This window comes from Micromonospora sp. NPDC023869 (assembly GCF_055559695.1).
Genome location: NZ_JBVHKD010000010.1, coordinates 150771 through 167964 on the forward strand (window position 1 = coordinate 150771; position 17194 = coordinate 167964).

At 71.0% G+C, this 17194-nt stretch carries 14 protein-coding genes and 1 riboswitch; of the genes, 11 read left to right on the forward strand and 3 right to left on the reverse strand.

The window, feature by feature from the left end:
• Positions 1–4: 4 nt before the first annotated feature.
• A complete protein-coding gene (locus tag ACZ31C_RS24970) occupies positions 5–1276 on the forward strand; it encodes an AI-2E family transporter (protein ID WP_465797385.1) in 1272 nt (423 codons plus the stop codon).
• Positions 1277–1364: 88 nt separating this feature from the next.
• Here ACZ31C_RS24970 and metE read toward each other — a convergent pair whose 3' ends face one another.
• A complete protein-coding gene (gene metE, locus ACZ31C_RS24975; RefSeq protein ID WP_465797330.1) occupies positions 1365–3656 on the reverse strand; it encodes a 5-methyltetrahydropteroyltriglutamate--homocysteine S-methyltransferase in 2292 nt (763 codons plus the stop codon).
• Between the two features lie 120 nt (positions 3657–3776).
• A riboswitch (cobalamin riboswitch) is annotated at positions 3777–3989 on the reverse strand.
• Positions 3990–4154: 165 nt separating this feature from the next.
• Here metE and ACZ31C_RS24980 point away from each other — a divergent pair.
• From ACZ31C_RS24980 to ACZ31C_RS25020, 9 genes are all read left to right on the forward strand, one after another.
• A complete protein-coding gene (locus ACZ31C_RS24980) occupies positions 4155–5243 on the forward strand; it encodes a FecCD family ABC transporter permease (RefSeq protein WP_465797331.1) in 1089 nt (362 codons plus the stop codon).
• A 25-nt stretch (positions 5244–5268) separates the two neighbouring features.
• A complete protein-coding gene (locus ACZ31C_RS24985; protein ID WP_465797332.1) occupies positions 5269–6255 on the forward strand; it encodes an ABC transporter substrate-binding protein in 987 nt (328 codons plus the stop codon).
• Positions 6252–7037: an ABC transporter ATP-binding protein gene (locus ACZ31C_RS24990; protein WP_465797333.1), complete on the forward strand. Its 786-nt coding sequence runs from the start codon at positions 6252–6254 to the stop codon at positions 7035–7037. The genes ACZ31C_RS24985 and ACZ31C_RS24990 overlap by 4 nt, the downstream gene beginning before the upstream one ends.
• A complete protein-coding gene (locus ACZ31C_RS24995) occupies positions 7034–7729 on the forward strand; it encodes a class I SAM-dependent methyltransferase (RefSeq protein ID WP_350697137.1) in 696 nt (231 codons plus the stop codon). Before ACZ31C_RS24990 ends, ACZ31C_RS24995 begins: the two co-directional genes overlap by 4 nt.
• A gap of 199 nt (positions 7730–7928) precedes the next feature.
• Positions 7929–8975: a LacI family DNA-binding transcriptional regulator gene (locus ACZ31C_RS25000; RefSeq protein ID WP_465797334.1), complete on the forward strand. Its 1047-nt coding sequence runs from the start codon at positions 7929–7931 to the stop codon at positions 8973–8975.
• A gap of 36 nt (positions 8976–9011) precedes the next feature.
• Positions 9012–10607 (forward strand): FAD-dependent oxidoreductase, encoded by a 1596-nt coding sequence (locus ACZ31C_RS25005; protein ID WP_465797386.1) that lies wholly within the window; start codon positions 9012–9014, stop codon positions 10605–10607.
• Positions 10608–10627: 20 nt separating this feature from the next.
• On the forward strand, positions 10628–11908 hold the full coding sequence (locus ACZ31C_RS25010; RefSeq protein ID WP_465797335.1) for an ABC transporter substrate-binding protein: 1281 nt from the start codon (positions 10628–10630) through the stop codon (positions 11906–11908).
• Between the two features lie 8 nt (positions 11909–11916).
• Positions 11917–12864, forward strand: a complete 948-nt coding sequence (locus ACZ31C_RS25015) for a carbohydrate ABC transporter permease (RefSeq protein ID WP_465797336.1) — start codon at positions 11917–11919, stop codon at positions 12862–12864.
• Complete coding sequence (locus tag ACZ31C_RS25020) at positions 12854–13696, forward strand: carbohydrate ABC transporter permease (protein ID WP_465797337.1); 843 nt, start codon at positions 12854–12856, stop codon at positions 13694–13696. The genes ACZ31C_RS25015 and ACZ31C_RS25020 overlap by 11 nt, the downstream gene beginning before the upstream one ends.
• A 51-nt stretch (positions 13697–13747) precedes the next feature.
• Here the strand turns inward: ACZ31C_RS25020 and ACZ31C_RS25025 are convergent, their stop codons facing one another.
• A complete protein-coding gene (locus tag ACZ31C_RS25025) occupies positions 13748–14755 on the reverse strand; it encodes a hypothetical protein (RefSeq protein WP_396749995.1) in 1008 nt (335 codons plus the stop codon).
• 528 nt (positions 14756–15283) lie between these two features.
• Between ACZ31C_RS25025 and ACZ31C_RS25030 the strand changes: the two genes are divergently transcribed.
• Complete coding sequence (locus ACZ31C_RS25030; protein WP_465797338.1) at positions 15284–16318, forward strand: LCP family protein; 1035 nt, start codon at positions 15284–15286, stop codon at positions 16316–16318.
• Between the two features lie 5 nt (positions 16319–16323).
• Here the strand turns inward: ACZ31C_RS25030 and ACZ31C_RS25035 are convergent, their stop codons facing one another.
• Positions 16324–17178 (reverse strand): TylF/MycF family methyltransferase, encoded by an 855-nt coding sequence (locus ACZ31C_RS25035; RefSeq protein WP_465797339.1) that lies wholly within the window; start codon positions 17176–17178, stop codon positions 16324–16326.
• Positions 17179–17194: the final 16 nt, after the last annotated feature.

Sequence of the window (17194 nt, forward strand, 5' to 3'; positions counted from 1 at the left end):
GCAGATGCGGCAACGACTGCGCCGGGCGTACGACGGGGGACGCGCGTCGGTGCGCGCGGCCCGGGACCGGGACCGCACCCGGCGGGCCGACCGCGCGGAGGAACTCGCTCGGCCCATCCCCGAACCCCGCTCCGGCAACGGCGACGGCGAGGACGCCCATCCCTCGACGATCAGCCGCGACGACGCCGGGGTGCCGCACTCGTTGCGGATCGCCGCCGCCTGGTCGTGGCGGATCATCGTCATCGGTATCGTCGGCTGGGCGATGCTGCGGTTCATGGGCACCATCCGCGTCGTGATCGTGCCGCTGCTGGTGGCGCTGCTGCTCTCCGCGCTGCTGGCACCCGCCGTCGGCTGGCTGCTGCGGGCCCGCTTCCCGCGGACGCTGGCCACCGCCGTGGTGCTGATCGGTGGACTGGCCGCCGTGGTCGGCACGCTGACGATGGTGGTCAACGAGTTCATCACCGGTCTGCCCGACCTCAGCCGCAACGCGGCCGACGGCATCGGGCAGATCCAGAACTGGCTGCGCGACGGGCCGCTGAACCTCTCCGACGGCACGTTGGACCAGTACATCCAGGCCGGACAGAACTGGATCAACGAGAACACCCAGGCGCTGACGACCGGCGCGCTCTCCACCGCCGGCACGGTGGTCGAGATATTCACCGGCGCGCTGCTGGTCCTCTTCGCCATGTTCTTCTTCCTCCGCGACGGGCAGCGCATCTGGCGGTTCATCGTCGGGATGTTCCCGGTCGCCGCCCGTTGGCGGCTCGACGACGCCGGCAGGGCCTCGTGGCAGACCCTGGTCGCCTACGTACGGGCCACCGTGCTGGTGGCGTTCATCGACGCGGTGGGCATCGGCATCGCGCTGGTGCTGTTCGACGTGCCGTTCGCCTTCGCCCTAGCCGCGCTGGTCTTCCTCGGCGCGTTCATCCCGATCGTCGGTGCCACGCTCTCCGGCGCGGTGGCGGTGCTGGTCGCGCTGGTGGACGGCGGCTGGGTCACCGCGCTGTGCATCCTCGGCGCGGTGATCGTGGTGCAGCAGGTCGAGGGGAACGTCCTCCAACCGTGGATCATGGGCAAGGCGGTGGCGCTGCACCCGCTGCCGGTGGTGCTGGCGGTCACCGCCGGTGTGGTGCTCGACGGCATCTTCGGCGCGCTCATCGCGGTACCGCTGATCGCCGTGCTCAACACCGCGGTCCGGCGGCTGGCCCGACGCCTCCCACCGGCCGAGCAACCGCCGGCCCCGGAAGCGGTCGTGGTCAAGGCCAGCGCACCCTGACCCTTCCGGTCCGGGAGGACTGTCTCGGGTGTGCGGTCCGTCGGCGGTGCCCGCCGGTGGGAGGCCCCCACCGGCGGACGCCACCGGGTCAGGAGTCGCTCGTCGGCCCGCCCTCGGCGGCCAGTTCGGCGCGGACCGAGGCGGCGGCCCGGACCAGCGCGGTCAGGGCGGGACGGACCTCGTGGTAGCCCCGGGTCTTGAGCCCGCAGTCCGGGTTGACCCAGAGCCGCTGCGGGTCGACGACCGCCGCCGCCCGGCGCAGCGCGGTCACCACCTCGGCCGCATCCGGCACCCGGGGCGAGTGGATGTCGTAGACACCCGGTCCGATCCCCCGGGTGTAGCCGACGGTGGCCAGGTCGTCGAGGATCTCCATCCGGGAACGGGACGCCTCGATGCTGGTCACGTCGGCGTCCAGGGCGTCGATGGCGGGCAGCACCTCACCGAACTCCGAGTAGCACAGGTGGGTGTGGATCGCCGTGGCGTCGGCGACGCCGCTGGTCGCCAGCCGGAAGGCGGCCACCGCCCAGTCCAGGTAGGCGGTGTGGTCCCGGCGGCGCGGTGGCAGCAGTTCCCGCAGCGCGGGCTCGTCGACCTGGATGATCCGGATGCCCGCCGTCTCCAGGTCCCGCGCCTCGTCGCGCAGGGCCAGCGCGACCTGTCGGGCGGTCTCCGCCAGCGGTTGGTCCACCCGCACGAACGACCAGGCCAGGATGGTCACCGGGCCGGTGAGCATGCCCTTGACCGGCCGGTCGGTGAGCGACTGGGCGTAGCGGGACCAGGTCACCGTGATCGGTACGCTCCGGGTCACGTCGCCGTACAGGATCGGCGGGCGTACGCACCGGGAGCCGTACGACTGGACCCAGCCGTGGGCGGTGGCGGCGAAGCCGTCGAGGTGTTCGGCGAAGTACTGCACCATGTCGTTGCGCTCCGGCTCGCCGTGCACCAGCACGTCCAGCCCGAGGCGTTCCTGTTCGGCCACCACCTCGGCGATCTCGGCCCGCATCCGCTCGGCGTAGCCGGCCGCGTCCAGGCGACCGGCCCGGTGCTCGGCCCGGGCCCGGCGCAGCGCGTCGGTCTGCGGGAACGACCCGATGGTGGTGGTCGCCAGCGCGGGCAGCCCGAGGCGTCGACGCTGGGCCTCGGCACGGTGCGGGTACGGGCCGCGTCGGGTGTGCTCGGGCCGCAGCGCCTCCAGGCGGGCGCGGGCCGCGTCGTCACGCCACTGCGCCGGCGGAGGCGGAGGCGCGGCGGGCAGCTCGCCCACCCCGTCGCGCAGCACCCGACCGAGCGCGACCACCTCGTCCACCTTCTGCCGGGCGAACGCCAACCGTTCGCGCAGCCGAGGGTCGAGGTCGGTCTCGGCGGCCAGGTCCACCGGCACGTGCAGCAGCGAGCAGGAGGTGGACACCGCGACGGTGTCGGCGAGCCCGGTGAGGGTGGCGCCGACGGCCGCGGCGGCCCGCAGGTCGGTCCGCCACACGTTGCGGCCGTCGACCAGCCCGGCGACCACGGTCCGGCCCGGCAGCGCGCCGTGGCCGGCGAGCCGGTCCAGGTCGCCGGGTCCGGCGACCAGGTCCAGACCGATCGCCTCGATCGGCGTGTCCAGCAGCGCGGGCAGCGCGTCGCCGAGTTCGCCGAAGTAGGCGGCGACGAACAGGCGGGGCCGGTGGGTCAGCGCGCCGAGGCGGGCGTAGACGGCACCGAGGTCGCGGATCTCTGCGTCGGACCGGTCGCCGACGTACGCCGGTTCGTCGAGCTGCACCCACGGCACCCCGGCGTCGGCGAGCGCGGACAGCAGGTCGGCGTAGACGTCGGCCAGGTCGTCCAGCCGGTCGAACGGGCGGAACCCGTCCGGCGCGTCGGCGGTGGGCTTGGACAGCAGCAGCAGGGTCGCCGGGCCGACCAGGACCGGACGCGTGGTGATGCCGAGCTCCCGGGCCCGCCCGTACTCGGCGAGCGGCTTGTCGGCCCGGGCGGCGAAGGCGGTGTCCGGGCCGATCTCAGGCACCAGGTAGTGGTAGTTGGTGTCGAACCACTTCGTCATCTCCAGCGGCGGCTCCTGCGCGGTGCCGCGTGCCATGGCGAAGTAGGTGTCCAGCTCACCGAGGCCCCGCCGGCGGAACCGGTCGGGTACGGCGTCGACCGTGACGGCCGCGTCGAGCACGTGGTCGTAGAGCGAGAACGTGTTGGACGGTACGGCGGACAGGCCGGCGTCGTGCAACGTGCGCCAGGTCTGTTCGCGTACCTGTGCGGCGGTGGCCCGCAGGGTCGGCTCGTCGACGCGGCCGGCCCAGTAGCCCTCGACCGCGGTCTTGAGTTCACGACGCGGGCCGATGCGCGGATAGCCGAGCACGGTGCTCGTGCCGAACGGAGTGGTCATGTCGCCAGGGTTCCCTTCCCTCGAGGTCCGGCGGTACGGCTCCGGGGAAGGCTGGGGAGGGCACGGCGCGACGACCGGCCTCGCCCTGGCCCTCCCGCGAGGCCGACGGCGGCGTGCGCGGCTGCGCACGCGGCACGGGCAGGTCTTCGGACTCGTGGGCGCGACCGGCTGGGCCGGTCTCCTACTGGCCGTCGCTTCCCGGACAGGTGTCCAGTGCGTGTGACGGCGGTCGTTCCCACTCACCGCTGCGGGGCAGTCCCGGATTCACACCGGGTTCCCTCTTACGACGCTCCGACCGGACGGCCGGGGCGAACCAGTACCGCTTCGGATCCTAGCGTCCGGATCGCGCCCGACGACCGTCGCGCCGGTGTGATGTCCGCGCCGCGACGCCGGGTCGAGCGGCGGGTGAACAACGACTCATCCGCCTTCCGCTGGCGTGATCTTGGTGTTAGTTTTTGCAAAGACTTGGCAAGAACAACGACTTTGCGTGGGAGTGCGGTGAGCGTCACCACCCTGCCGACGAGCCGGACGGACGTGCTCGGCGTGGCGGCGCAGCGCCGTCGGACCGGCCTCTGGCTGCTCGCGCTGACTATCGGCCTGCTCCTGACCGGGCTGGTCGCGGTCGGTGCCGGGGCGATCGGCATCCCCCCGCTCACGGTGGCCCGGATCATCGGGCACCAGCTCCTCGGGGTGCCCGGCGAGGTGACCTGGACCGGGCCGCAGCAGGCGATCGTCTGGCAGGTCCGGCTGCCCCGGGTCCTGCTCGGCATGCTGGTCGGCGCCGGGCTGGCGGTCTGCGGGGTGGCGTTGCAGGCCATGGTCCGCAACGTGCTCGCCGACCCGTACCTGCTCGGGATCAACTCCGGCGCCTCCAGCGGCGCGGCCGCCGCGATCCTGTTCGGCGCGGGCGCCGGCTTCGGCCAGTACGCGCTATCCACCAGCGCGTTCGTCGGCGCGCTCGGCGCGTCGCTGCTGGTCTTCCTGATCGCGCGCAGCGGCGGCCGGGTCACCTCCATCCGGCTGCTGCTGGCCGGCGTCGCCGTCGGGTACGCGCTGTACGCCACCACCAGCTTCCTGATCTTCGCCTCCGGTTCCGCCGAGGGCGCCCGGTCGGTGATGTTCTGGCTCCTCGGGTCGCTGGGCCTGGCCCGCTGGAACGCTCTGCTGCTGATCGCCGCGGTGGTGCTGATCGGCACCATCGGCTACCTGACCGTCGTCGGGCGGCGACTCGACGTCCTGGCCATCGGCGACGAGACCGCGCACACCCTGGGCGTCTCGCCGGACCGGTTCCGGCTCCGGCTGCTCGTGCTGGTCTCGCTCAGCGTCGGCATCCTGGTCTCCGCCGCCGGCAGCATCGGGTTCGTCGGCCTGGTCGTGCCACACCTGGCCCGACGCATCGTCGGCGCGCCGCACGTCCGCGTGGTGCCGGTGGCCGCGCTGCTCGGGGCGATCCTGCTGGTCTGGGCCGACGTGCTGGCCCGGGTGCTGCTGGCGCCGCAGGAGATTCCGATCGGCATCATCACCTCCCTGCTCGGCGCTCCCTTCCTGCTGGTCCTGATCCGCCGTCTGCACGCCTCCGGTGCCTGAAGAGCCCACCCGTCAAGGAGAAACGATGTTGAAGGCAACCCGCCTCGCCACCGCCGCCGCCTCCGCGTGCGTGCTGCTCGTCGCCGGGTGCGGCGGCACCGCCGACGGGCCGACCGAGGCCGGTCCCGGCTATCCGGTGACGGTGACCAACTGCGGCGTGGACGTCACCTTCGACGCCCCTCCGCAGCGGGTCGTGCTGCTCAAGAGCGCCGCCGTGCCCTACCTGCACGCGCTCGGCGTCCTGGACCGGGCCACCGCCCGCGCCGGGCAGTACCCGAAGGAGTACTACGACGCGGCCACCCAGGCCGAGCTGGATCGGATCCCGCTGCTGACCGACAAGACCGACACCAGCGGCCACCTCCAGATCTCCAAGGAGGTGGTGATCAGCCAGGAGCCCGACCTGGTCCTCGGCGAGGTCGACAACCTCTCCCGCGACACCCTGGAGGCGGTGGACATCCCGCTGCTGGAGGAGCCGGCGATGTGCCCGGACAGCACCGCCGTGCCGAGCTTCGACGACATCTACCGGCAGATGGAGACGTACGGTCGGGTGTTCGGCCGCCAGGCCGAGGCGACGACCGCGGTCACCGCGCTCAAGGACCGGATGACGAAGGTCCAGGCCGAGGCGGGCACCTCGTCCGGGCGTACCGCGGCGGTGCTCTACCCGACCGTCGGCGGCGGCACCACGTACGCGTACGGCACCGGGAGCATGGCCCACCCGCAGTTGGAGGCCGCCGGCTTCCGCAACGTCTTCGGCGACGTCAAGGATCGGGTCTTCGAGGTCACCGTCGAGGAACTGCTCGGCCGCAACCCGGACGTGCTGATCCTGCTCTACGGCGACGGCGACCCCCGGGCCGTCGAGCAGGGTCTCACCGGACTGCCGGGCGCGCAGCAGCTCAACGCGGTCCGCAACGGCCAGGTCATGACGCAGCTGTTCAACTTCACCGAGCCGCCGACGCCGCTGTCGATCGACGGCCTGGAGCGGATCGTGCAGCGGTTCCGGGAGCAGCCGTGATCGAGGCGACCGGCGTCACCTGGCGCTACGGCGCGAACCCGGTCATCGACGGGGTCAGCGTGACGGCCCGGCCGGGTCGGGTCCTCGGTCTGATCGGGCCCAACGGCAGCGGCAAGACCACGCTGCTGCGGTTGCTCTATGGTGCTCTGCGCAGTCGGACCGGTCAGGTCACGGTGGACGGCGACACGCTGTCCACCCTGCCCGCCCGGGAGGCCGCGCGGCGGCTGGCCGTGGTCGTGCAGGAGACCGGTGGGGAGACCGCCCTGACCGTGGCGGAGTTGGTGCTGCTCGGCCGGGGACCGCACCTGTCGACGTTCCAGCGGGCCGGTCGGGCCGACCACGAGATCGCCGCCGGCTGCCTGAGCCGGGTCGGTGCCACGCACCTGAGCGGGCGGGCGTTCGCCCAACTCTCCGGCGGGGAGCGGCAGCGGGTGCTGATCGCCCGCGCGCTCGCCCAGCAGGCCACCCACCTGCTGCTCGACGAGCCCACCAACCATCTCGACATCCGCTACCAGCACGAGATCCTGCACCTGGTCCGCACGCTGGACACCTGCTCGGTCGTCGTGCTGCACGATCTCAACCTGGCCGCCCGATACTGCGACGACCTGGTGCTGCTCGGCGCGGGCGGCGTCGCCGCCACCGGCACCGTCGACGAGGTCCTCGACCCCGCCGTCCTGGAACCCGTCTACGGCATCGGCATCCGACGCCTGGACCTCGACGGCGCCGTCCATCTGCTGTTCCACCCGATCCACCCGAGCATCGACGAGAGGACTGCGGCATGACCACGCAGGAACGCATCAACGCCTACTGGACCGGCCGCGCGCCCGCCTACGACGAGTACCAGCAGCGCCCCGACCGCTTCGCCGACGACCAACGGGCCTGGTCGCAGATCTGGTCGCAGGCCCTGCCGGCCGCGCCGCTGGACGTGCTCGACGTCGGCACCGGCACCGGTCAGGTGGCCATGGTCCTGGCCGGCCTCGGGCACCGCGTCACCGGCACCGACCTGTCCGAGGGCATGCTCGCCGAGGCCCGTCGGCACGCCGCCGCCGTCACCGACGGCCCGGTCATCCAGCTCGGCGACGCCGTCGCGCCGGACTTCCCGGCGGGCAGCTTCGACGCCGTCACCAGCCGGTACCTGATGTGGACCCTGCGCGAGCCGCAGACCGCAGTGGCCAACTGGATCCGTCTGCTGCGTCCCGGCGGCATCGTCGCGGTGGTGGACAGCACCTGGTTCCCGAACGGCCTCGACAACGCCTCGGAGAACTTCACCGGCCACTACGACAGCCAGGTGCAGGCCGAACTGCCGCTGGCCACCGCGACCTCCATCGACAAGACCGTGGCGGTGCTGGAGGAGGCGGGCCTCGCGGACGTCACGGCCGTTCCGCTGACGTCGATCTACGAGCTGGACCGCCGGTACGGCGTGGCGCCGAACCACGAGCACCAGATGCAGTACCTGGTCACCGGCCGGGCCTGAGACCGGCCGGGACCGCCTCCGTCACGTACGCAGCAGACTGTCACGCTCCGTGTAGCTCTCCGTGGACAGCGGGGAGCACCGGGGCATCTCGGCGTTCTGCTAATACGGATTAGCCTCTTGACATCGATCGGGTTCAGCCGCGAAGCTCCTTCCCAGCCCGCACGCTAATACGCATTAGCGGCAGTGGAAGGACTCTCCCGTGCCCCCTGCACCCCGACGCGTCACACAACGTGACATCGCACGGATGGCCGGCGTCAGCCAGGCGACCGTGTCGCTGGTGCTCAACAACCGCGCCGACGCGGAGGTGCGCATCGCCCCCGAGACCCGGGACCGGGTGCTGCGGGTGATCGCCGAGACCGGGTACGCCGCCGACCCGGTCGCCCGTCGGCTCGCCTCCCGGTTCAACCGGATCATCGGCGTCTTCACCTACGAGCCGGCGTTCCCCAGCCGCAGCCGGGACTTCTTCCACCCCTTCCTGCTCGGCATCGAGGAGTACGCCGAACGGGTCGGCTGCGACCTGCTGCTGTTCACCAGCGCACCGGTGGTCGACGGGCGTCGACGGATCTTCCACCGGGACAACCGGCTGCGCCTGGCCGACGGGTGCATCCTGCTCGGACGCGAGATCGACGCCGCCGAGCTGCTCCGGCTCAACCGCGACGGGTACCCGTACGTGGCGGTGGGCCGCCGGGACGACGCCGGAGGACCGGTCCCCTACGTCGGCACCGACTACGCCGCAGCGGTACGCCAACTCGTCGCGCTGGCCCTGACACACGGCCACCGGCGGCTGGCCTACCTGGGCGTGGACGCCACCGCCGAGTCCTCGGCCGACCGCCGGCGCGGGTTCGACGCCGCCGCACCGGACGCGGAGTCGGCCCGCCGCCTGACCGGCCCGACGCACGACGCCGAGGCCGTCCTGGACGACCTGGTCGCCGACGGCAGCACCGTCGTCTTCGTGGAGGACTTCGCCACCGCCGTGGCGCTGGAGTCGGCCGCCCGCCGACGCGGGCTACGCGTACCCGGTGACCTGTCGATCCTGACGCTCGGCGACCCGACGGTGCCGGTGCCCACCGACACCGCCTTCACCGGGTTCCACATCCCCCGCGAGGAGATGGGCCGGCAGTCGGTCGAGGTGCTGACCGCGGTCATCGACGGCAGCGCCGACGGCGTCCAGCAACGACTCCTGGCCTGCGAGTTCGTCGAGGGCGACACCCTCGGCGCCCCCGATCCGGCGGTCGACCGCCGATAGGCGGCCCGCGCGACTGGAAGGAAGCAAGTGGCACAGATGCGTGCGGACGTCCTCATCGTCGGCGGCGGGCTGGGCGGGGTCGCCGCCGCGCTCGCGGCGGCCCGGGCCGGCCGGTCGGTGATCCTGACCGAGGAGTTCGACTGGCTCGGCGGGCAGCTCACCAGCCAGGCCGTCCCGCCCGACGAGCACTCCTGGATCGAGCAGTTCGGTGCCACCGCCAGCTATCGGGCGCTGCGCACCGGCATCCGCGACTACTACCGACGGCACTACCCGCTCACCGAACGCTCCCGCTCCTGGACCGACCTCAACCCGGGCGCCGGCTGGGTTAGCCGGCTCTGCCACGAGCCCCGGGTGGCGGTCGCCGTGCTGGAGCAGATGCTCGCGCCGTACCGGGGCTCGGGCCGGTTGACCGTGCTCCAGCCGTACCGGCCGGTGGCGGCGGCCACCGACGGGGACCGGGTCACCGGCGTCACGCTGGCGCACCGGGACCGCGAGGACCGGATCGACGTCACCGCGCCGTACGTGCTGGACGCCACCGAGACCGGCGAGCTGCTGCCGCTGACCGGCACCGAGTACGTCACCGGTTTCGAGTCGCGGGAGCAGACCGGCGAGCCGAGCGCCCCGGCCGAGGCACAACCGATGAACATGCAGGCCGTGTCGGTCTGCTTCGCCATCGACCACGTCGACGGGGATCACACCATCGACCGGCCCGCCGGGTACGACTTCTGGCGCGACTACAAGCCCGACTTCTGGGGTGACCGGCTGCTGTCCTGGCGTTCGCCGAACCCGCGCACGCTGGAGATCCTGGAGCGCAGCTTCACCCCGAACCCGGACGACGAGCCGTGGCTGGTCAACGCCGACCAGCGCGTCAACCCCGGCGACGGCAACCTGTGGACGTTCCGTCGGATCGCCGCCCGGCGCAACTTCGTCGACGGCGCGTACGCCAGCGACATCACCCTGGTCAACTGGCCGATGATCGACTACTTCGAGGGCCCGGTCATCGACGTGCCCAACGCGTCGTGGCACCTGGCCAAGGCACGCGAGCTGTCGTACTCCCTCTTCTACTGGTTGCAGACCGAGGCACCGCGACCCGACGGCGGTACCGGCTTCCCCGGGCTGCGGTTGCGCGGCGACGTGACCGGCAACCCGGCCGGTCTGGCCCAGGCGCCCTACATCCGGGAGTCGCGCCGGATCCGGGCCGAGTACACCGTGGTGGAGCAGGACCTCTCCCTCGCGGTACGCGGCGCGCACGGCGCAGTGCGGTACCCCGACTCGATCGGCGTCGGGATGTACCGCATCGACCTGCACCCGTCGACCGGCGGCGACAACTACATCGACGTCGGGTCCTGCCCGTTCGAGATCCCACTCGGCGCGCTGATCCCGCAGCGGATGGAGAACCTGCTGCCGGCCGGCAAGAACATCGGCACCACGCACGTCACCAACGGCAGCTACCGGCTGCACCCGGTCGAGTGGAACGTCGGCGAGGTCGCCGGTCTGCTCGCCGACTTCTGTCTGGCGCGGGGCGAGTCCCCGCGCGCGGTCCGCGGCACCCCCCGGCTGCTGGCCGAGTTCACCGACCGCGTCACGGCCGCCGGCGTCGAATGCCGGTGGCCGGAGATCGCGGGCTACTGACCCCCCGGTGAGGAGAGACGATGAGATCAGGAAAGGGAATACGCGTTGTCGCCACGGCGCTGACCGGCGTTCTCGCCATGTCCGCCTGCGGCGGCGGTGAGACGCAGGACAGCGGCCCGGCCACCCTGCGGGTCACCGTCTGGTCGGCCAACGAGGCGCATCTGGCGCTGTTCAACGAGATCGCCGACGAGTACCGCCAGAACAATCCCGACGTCACGCAGATCACCTTCGATCCGCTGCCGTTCGACACGTACACCACGGCGCTGACCACCCAGATCGCCGGTGGCAACGCTCCCGACCTGGCCTGGGTGTTCGAGAACTCGGCGCCCGACTTCGTCGCCTCCGGCGCGCTGCTGCCACTCGACGAGACCCTCAAGAAGACCGACGGCTACCAGTACGACGACATCCTGCCGGCCACCCTCAAGCTCTGGCAGGACGACGGCAAGCTGTACGCGTACCCCTTCTCCACCTCGCCGTTCGGTGTCTTCGTCAACACCGACCTGCTCAAGCAGGCCGACCAGCGGACCCCGGCCGAGCTGATCGAGGCCGGTCAGTGGACCTGGGAGAACGCCTTCGGCGCGGCCGGTGCCACCCAGGCCGCGACCGGCAAGGCCGGGCTGGTGATCCGCGACTTCGACTACAAGGACTGGAGCAACCTGTCCACCATCTGGACCGGGTGGGGTGCTCGGGCCTGGAGCGAGGACGGCAGGACCTGCGGCTTCGCCGAACCCGAGATGGTCGAGGCGATGACGCGGCTGCACCGTGCCGTCTTCATCGACAAGGCGTTGCCCGGCCCGGGCACCACCGCGGACTTCTTCGCCGGTGACGCCGCCATGACCATCACCCAGATCTCACGCGCCTCGCTACTTGAGGACGACGGGTTCGCCTGGGACCTGGTCCCGCTGCCCGCCGGGCCGAAGGGGCCGTACGCGGTCGTCGGACAGGCCGGCATCGGGGTGCTCAAGCGCAGCCCGAACGCCGAGGCCGCCGCCGACTTCCTCGCCTTCCTCACCAACCCCACCAACTCCGCCAAGCTGGCCCAGTTCTTCCCGCCGCCGCGCCAGTCCCAGTTGACCGCCGACACGCTGGCCAAGACGAACCCGAAGCTCAAGCCCGAGCAGTTGCAGAAGGTCGTCATCGACGGGATCACCACCGGCGTGGTCAAGCCCAGTCACGCCGGGCAGGCCGAGATCAGCCAGCAGGTCCGCGCCGGTCTGGACCCGCTGTGGAAGGCCGACGCGGACGTCAAGGCCGTCCTGGACGGGGTCTGCGGCAAGATCCAGCCGTTGCTGGCGAAGTAAGGCGACCGATGACCCGTACGGACACCAGGGTGGACCCGGCCACAGCCGGGTCCGCCCCAGGCCGGGCCCGTCCGTTCTGGACCGGCCGCCGCCGCGACCACCTCACCGGCTACCTGTTCATCGCCCCGCAGTTGCTCGGCAGCGCCGTCTTCGTGATCCTGCCGCTGGTCCTCGTCGTCTGGTACAGCCTGCACGAGTGGAACGTGCTCGCCGGCACGTTCGACTTCGTCGGCACCGACAACTACGCGGCACTCGCCGACGACCCGAACCTGGGCTCGGTGCTGCGGGCCACCGGGCTCTTCTCCGTCGGCCTGGTGGTGTTCAACCTGGCCCTGGCCCTGCTGCTGGCCGTCCTGCTCAACCAGAAGCTGCGCGGCACGATCGTGTTCCGCACGCTGTTCTTCTCCCCCGTCGTGGTGTCGCTGGTCGCCTGGACGATCGTCTGGGGCTTCCTGTTGCAGGACAACGGCGGCGTCAACGGTCTGCTCGACACGATCGGCGTGGACGGACCGAACTGGCTGCGCGGCGAGGCCACCGCCATGTTCTCGGTCGTCGTCGTGCAGGTGTTCAAGAACGTCGGCCTGAACATGGTGCTGTTCCTGGCCGCCCTCCAGGGAGTACCCGCCGAGCTGTACGAGGCGGCCGAGGTGGACGGGGCCAGCCGGCTGCGTCAGTTCTGGCGGATCACCGTGCCGTTGATCAGCCCGACGATCCTGCTCACCTCGATCATCACGGTGGTCGGCTCGCTCCAGGTCTTCGCCCAGATCGCGGTGCTCACCCAGGGTGGTCCGGGCACCTCGACCACGGTGCTCGTCTACTACCTGTACCAGCAGGCGTTCCAGTTCCACCACTTCGGCTACGGCGCCACCCTGTCGATCGTGCTGTTCGGCATCGTCCTCGCGCTGACCGTGGCGCAGTGGCAGATGCGCAAGAGGTGGGTCTTCCATGAGTCGTGACCTGTCGCCCCGGACCAAGCTCGTGCTCTACGGGGCGCTGCTGGTGCTGGCCGTACCGTTCGTCTTCCCGACCTGGTGGATGGTCACCTCGTCGCTGAAGCCGGTGGCGGACATCTTCGCCTTCCCGCCGCAACTGTTGCCGGTCGATCCCCGACTGGACGCCTACCAGCGGGTGTTCGACCTGCAACCGTTCGGGCAGCAGTACCTCAACAGCCTCTACATCGCGCTGGTGGTCACCGTCGGCACGCTGGCGGTGGCGGCCCTGGCCGGGTACGCCTTCGCGCGGATCCGGTTCCGTGGCCAGAACGTGCTGTTCCTGGTCGTCCTCGCCGGGTTGCTCATCCCGAGCGAGGTGACGATCGTGCCGTTGTTCCAGATGTTCTTCCGGCTCGGGCTGATCGACACACACTGGCCACTGATCCTGGTACCGATCCTCGGCGCGCCGAGCGTGCTGGCGACGTTCATCATGCGGCAGTTCTTCCTCGCCCTGCCCGGGGAGTTGGAGGAGGCGGCTCGGGTCGACGGGTTGGGCCGGTTCGCCACCTTCTGGCGGATCGCGCTACCGCTGTCCCGGCCCGCGCTGGGCGCGGTCGCCATCTTCACCTTCCTGCACAGCTGGAACCTCTATCTGGAGCCGATCGTGTTCCTCTCCACGCCGGAGAAGTTCACCCTGCCCCAGGCACTGACCCAGTTCGTCGACGTGTACGGCGGTCCGATGTGGGACGTGCAGCTCGCCGCGGCGTCGATGACGGCGCTGCCGGTGCTGGTGGTCTTCGTGATCGCGCAGAAGCAGTTCGTCGAGGGCCTGGCGCACACCGGCCTCAAGGGCTGACAGAGAGCGTCGCCCGGTCCGGTCCTCGCACCGGACCGGGCGACGCGGTCCCTAGACCTCGCGGGCCACGCAGATGCGGGCGTTCAGCCGAGGTCCGGCCTCGTAGAGCATGTACGACACACCGCCGTCGGTGCCGAACGCCGGTGACGCCACCCGGCCGTTGTCCGAGGCGATCGGCCGGTGGAAGACACCCAGGTGCACCTCGCGGTCGAAGTTGTTGCCGACCTCGGTGAGGTACATGTTGCCGTTGTTGCCGTGGTACGCCAGGTACGCCGTGCCGTTGCGCTTGAGCAGGTGCGGCGCGGAGATGTCGGTGAGGCCGTCACCGGCGGGCGACACCAGCGGGTTCGGCGCGAACTGCCATCCGCTCCAACCGTTCGGTGACCAGCCCCAGAAGATCTTCCGGGTGCCGGGTCCGATCGTGTGGGCGCCCATGAAGACCATCACGTACCGGTTGCCCTTGCCGGCAACCGAGTGCTCGAAGACCCGCGCGTACGAGGTCTCGGTGGTGTTCGGCACCAGCCGGGTCGACAGGATCGGGGTCTCGTCGGTGAACCGGACGCCGTCGGTGGAGCGGGCCACCCGGGTGGTGAAGTTCTCGCCGTGGAAGTACAGATAGAACTGCCGCGTCGGGGCGTCCCAGACGACGTGCGGCGACGACACGTGGCTCACCGTCGTGGTCGGCAGCACCCGGTCGATGACCGGGTTGCCGGAGTACTCGGTGTAGGGACCTTCGAGACGGTTGGCGTAGGCGAGGCAGATGCCGCCCGGCGCGTCGTGCGGCGCGTAGTAGAGGTAGTAGCGGCCGAGGTAGTTGCTGACCTTGTCGTAGACGCCACGGACGCACGGGAAGATGAACTCGCGGGTCGGGTTGTAGCGCAACGACGCCGGCAGCGCGTCCCGGACGTACCGGTAGTTGGGGAAGCCGGCGGGGGCGGCGGCGGCCGGTGCGGACGTGACGGCGAGGCCGACGCCGGTGGTCGCGCTCGCGACTCCGGCCGCCGCCACACCGCGCAGCAGCGTGCGGCGGGTGAAGGGGCTCTCGGGGGTACGGGTCATCGTTCCCTCCGTTCAGGATGGACGACGGGGGCAGGGGACGGGACCGGGCGGGACGGGCCAGCGGACGCCGGTCACCCACGGCGAGCGGCCGATACGCTGCGATTACTCGCCCCGAACCGGTTCATTTGATCGATGAGTCTGCGCGTGTGGTTACCCGGCGGTCAAGACGCTAATACGAATTAGCACAGCGAGTCCGGGAGCGCCCGACGCATCGCCCCACCGTCACCGGCCGCCCGCTGGTCCCGCCGCCGGCCCCGGTCCCCCTCGACCCCTTTGCTCTGCTTCAACCCACGCAACGGCCCCCTTGCGGCATCCCGGCCGTGGCGTCCGCGTAAGCAGAGCAAAGGGGCCGAGGTAGGCCAGGTCGACTCCCGGCAGCCCACCGTGACCGCAGCATCGGAACTTTTGCACCGGTTTGCACCATTTAAGAGATAATTGATAGATCACGCGGTCTGTCGCGGGGCGGCCGACGAACGGTCGCCGCGCTGGCGCGAGCTGCGGACCAGAGACGAGAAAGCGCTGATCGACATGACGAACGACATCGCACCGGCGAGCATCCGGCGACGGCTCGCGACGTGGCAGAAGGCCACGATCGCCCTGGTCGCGCTGCTCGGCGTCGCCTGCGCCGGGCTGGTCACGCTCGGCGTCGGCCTCAAGCACCGGTACGAGAGCCGGGTGCAGCGGGAGGACATCCTCGGCCGGGGCACTGCTCCCCGCGACGACGAGCGGTGGGCCGAGGGACCGTTGAACCTCCTGCTGCTCGGCTCGGACTCCCGGGAGGGAGAGCCGGACCAGGGCCTCTACCCGGGCCAGCGGTCGGACACCATCATGCTGGTGCACCTGAACGCCGCGCGGGACGGTGCCACGGTGGTGTCGATCCCCCGGGACAGCTACGTCGACGTGCCGGCGCGGGAGGGAAGCTGGGCCGGGGGCAAGAACAAGATAAACGCGGCGCTGGCTTTCGGCGGGGCCTCCCTGGCGGCCGAGACCGTGCACCGGCTCACCGGCGTGACCATCGACGGCGTCCTGGTGGCCAACTTCGCCGCCGTCCGGCAGATCGTCGACGCGATCGGCGGCATCACGGTGTGTCTGCCGTACGAGGTGCTCTCCACCGACACCGGGACCCGGTGGTCGATCGGCTGCCACCAGCTCGACGGGCGCAACACCGACGACCTGATGCGGCAACGGCACCACGTGCCCGGCGGCGACTTCGGCCGGATCCAGAACCAGCAGTTCGTGGTACGGGCCATCGTGGAGAAGGTCACCTCGGAGAACCTGCTCACCGATCCGGCCCGACTGGACCGGGTGCTGACCACCACGGCGGAGTCGTTGACCGTGGACCAGGACCTCGACCTCACCGAGCTGGTGCTGGCGGTCCGGCGGATCTCGGCGTCGTCCCTGCGGTTCGTCACCGTCCCCGCCGCCGACACCGACCTGACCACACCGGCCGGCTCGTCGGTGCTGCTGGACGAGGAGCGGTCCGCCGCCCTGTTCGCGGCGGTACGCGAGGACCGGCTCGACGAGTGGTTCGCGAGCCGGTCCGCCACGTCAGTGCCGAACTGAGCGGTTCACCTCGTCCGCTGCCAGTACCGGCAGGTCCAGTCGACCTGGTGCAGTTCGTCGGTGATGCCGTGCTCGGCCCGGAAGTCGTCGACGGCCTGCTTGCAGCCGCGTACCGCGTGGTAGTCGTCCACGATGACGTATCCGCCGACGGAAAGCTTCGGATAGAGGCTGCGCAGCGCGACCATGGTCGAGTCGTACAGGTCGCCGTCGAGCCGGATGAGCGAAAGTCGATCGACCGGCGCGGTGGGCAGCGTGTCCTTGAACCATCCGGGCAGGAAGTGCACCCGGTCGTCGAGGAGCCCGTACCGGCGGAAGTTGTTCTTGACCTGGTCGAGTGAGACGGCGAGGAACGGCTGCGTCCAGAGCGCGTCCTCGACGTCCTCGGTGCGGTGCGCCTCCGGCTTGGGCAGGCCACGGAACGAGTCCGCCACCCAGACCGAGCGGCTCTGGTCGCCGTACGCCTGCAACATGCCGCGCATGAAGATGACCGCGCCGCCGCGCCACACGCCGGTCTCGATCAGGTCACCCGGTACGTCCTGTGCCAGCACGTCGCGCAGGCACCGCTCCAGGTTGTCGAGCCGACGCAGGCCGATCATCGTGTCCGCCTCCGGCGGCCAGTCCCGACCGTTGGCCCGCGCGTCGGCGTCGAACGGGAACTTCAGCACCAGTTCCAGGCCGCGCCGTTGCAGCAGGTGCTTGTACCGGGCGTACACCCGGCCGTGCAACGACCTCGCCCGGGGCTGGTACGGCATCCACGTCTCCTGGAAGACGTATCGGGTCAGCGCCTTCTTCAGCAGGTCGCAGTACATCGCCCGCGGGTCGCTGAGAGTGGACGGCAGGTGGGTGAGCGTCTCGCTCATCGGTTACTCCTTGATC

Coding starts and splice junctions, on each gene's coding strand:
- ACZ31C_RS24970 (WP_465797385.1), top strand. CDS start 5: ATGCGGCAACGACTGCGCCGGGCGTACGACGGGGGACGCGCGTCGGTG.
- metE (WP_465797330.1), bottom strand. CDS start 3,656: ATGACCACTCCGTTCGGCACGAGCACCGTGCTCGGCTATCCGCGCATC.
- ACZ31C_RS24985 (WP_465797332.1), top strand. CDS start 5,269: ATGTTGAAGGCAACCCGCCTCGCCACCGCCGCCGCCTCCGCGTGCGTG.
- ACZ31C_RS24995 (WP_350697137.1), top strand. CDS start 7,034: ATGACCACGCAGGAACGCATCAACGCCTACTGGACCGGCCGCGCGCCC.
- ACZ31C_RS25005 (WP_465797386.1), top strand. CDS start 9,012: ATGCGTGCGGACGTCCTCATCGTCGGCGGCGGGCTGGGCGGGGTCGCC.
- ACZ31C_RS25010 (WP_465797335.1), top strand. CDS start 10,628: ATGAGATCAGGAAAGGGAATACGCGTTGTCGCCACGGCGCTGACCGGC.
- ACZ31C_RS25015 (WP_465797336.1), top strand. CDS start 11,917: ATGACCCGTACGGACACCAGGGTGGACCCGGCCACAGCCGGGTCCGCC.
- ACZ31C_RS25020 (WP_465797337.1), top strand. CDS start 12,854: ATGAGTCGTGACCTGTCGCCCCGGACCAAGCTCGTGCTCTACGGGGCG.
- ACZ31C_RS25025 (WP_396749995.1), bottom strand. CDS start 14,755: ATGACCCGTACCCCCGAGAGCCCCTTCACCCGCCGCACGCTGCTGCGC.
- ACZ31C_RS25030 (WP_465797338.1), top strand. CDS start 15,284: ATGACGAACGACATCGCACCGGCGAGCATCCGGCGACGGCTCGCGACG.
- ACZ31C_RS25035 (WP_465797339.1), bottom strand. CDS start 17,178: ATGAGCGAGACGCTCACCCACCTGCCGTCCACTCTCAGCGACCCGCGG.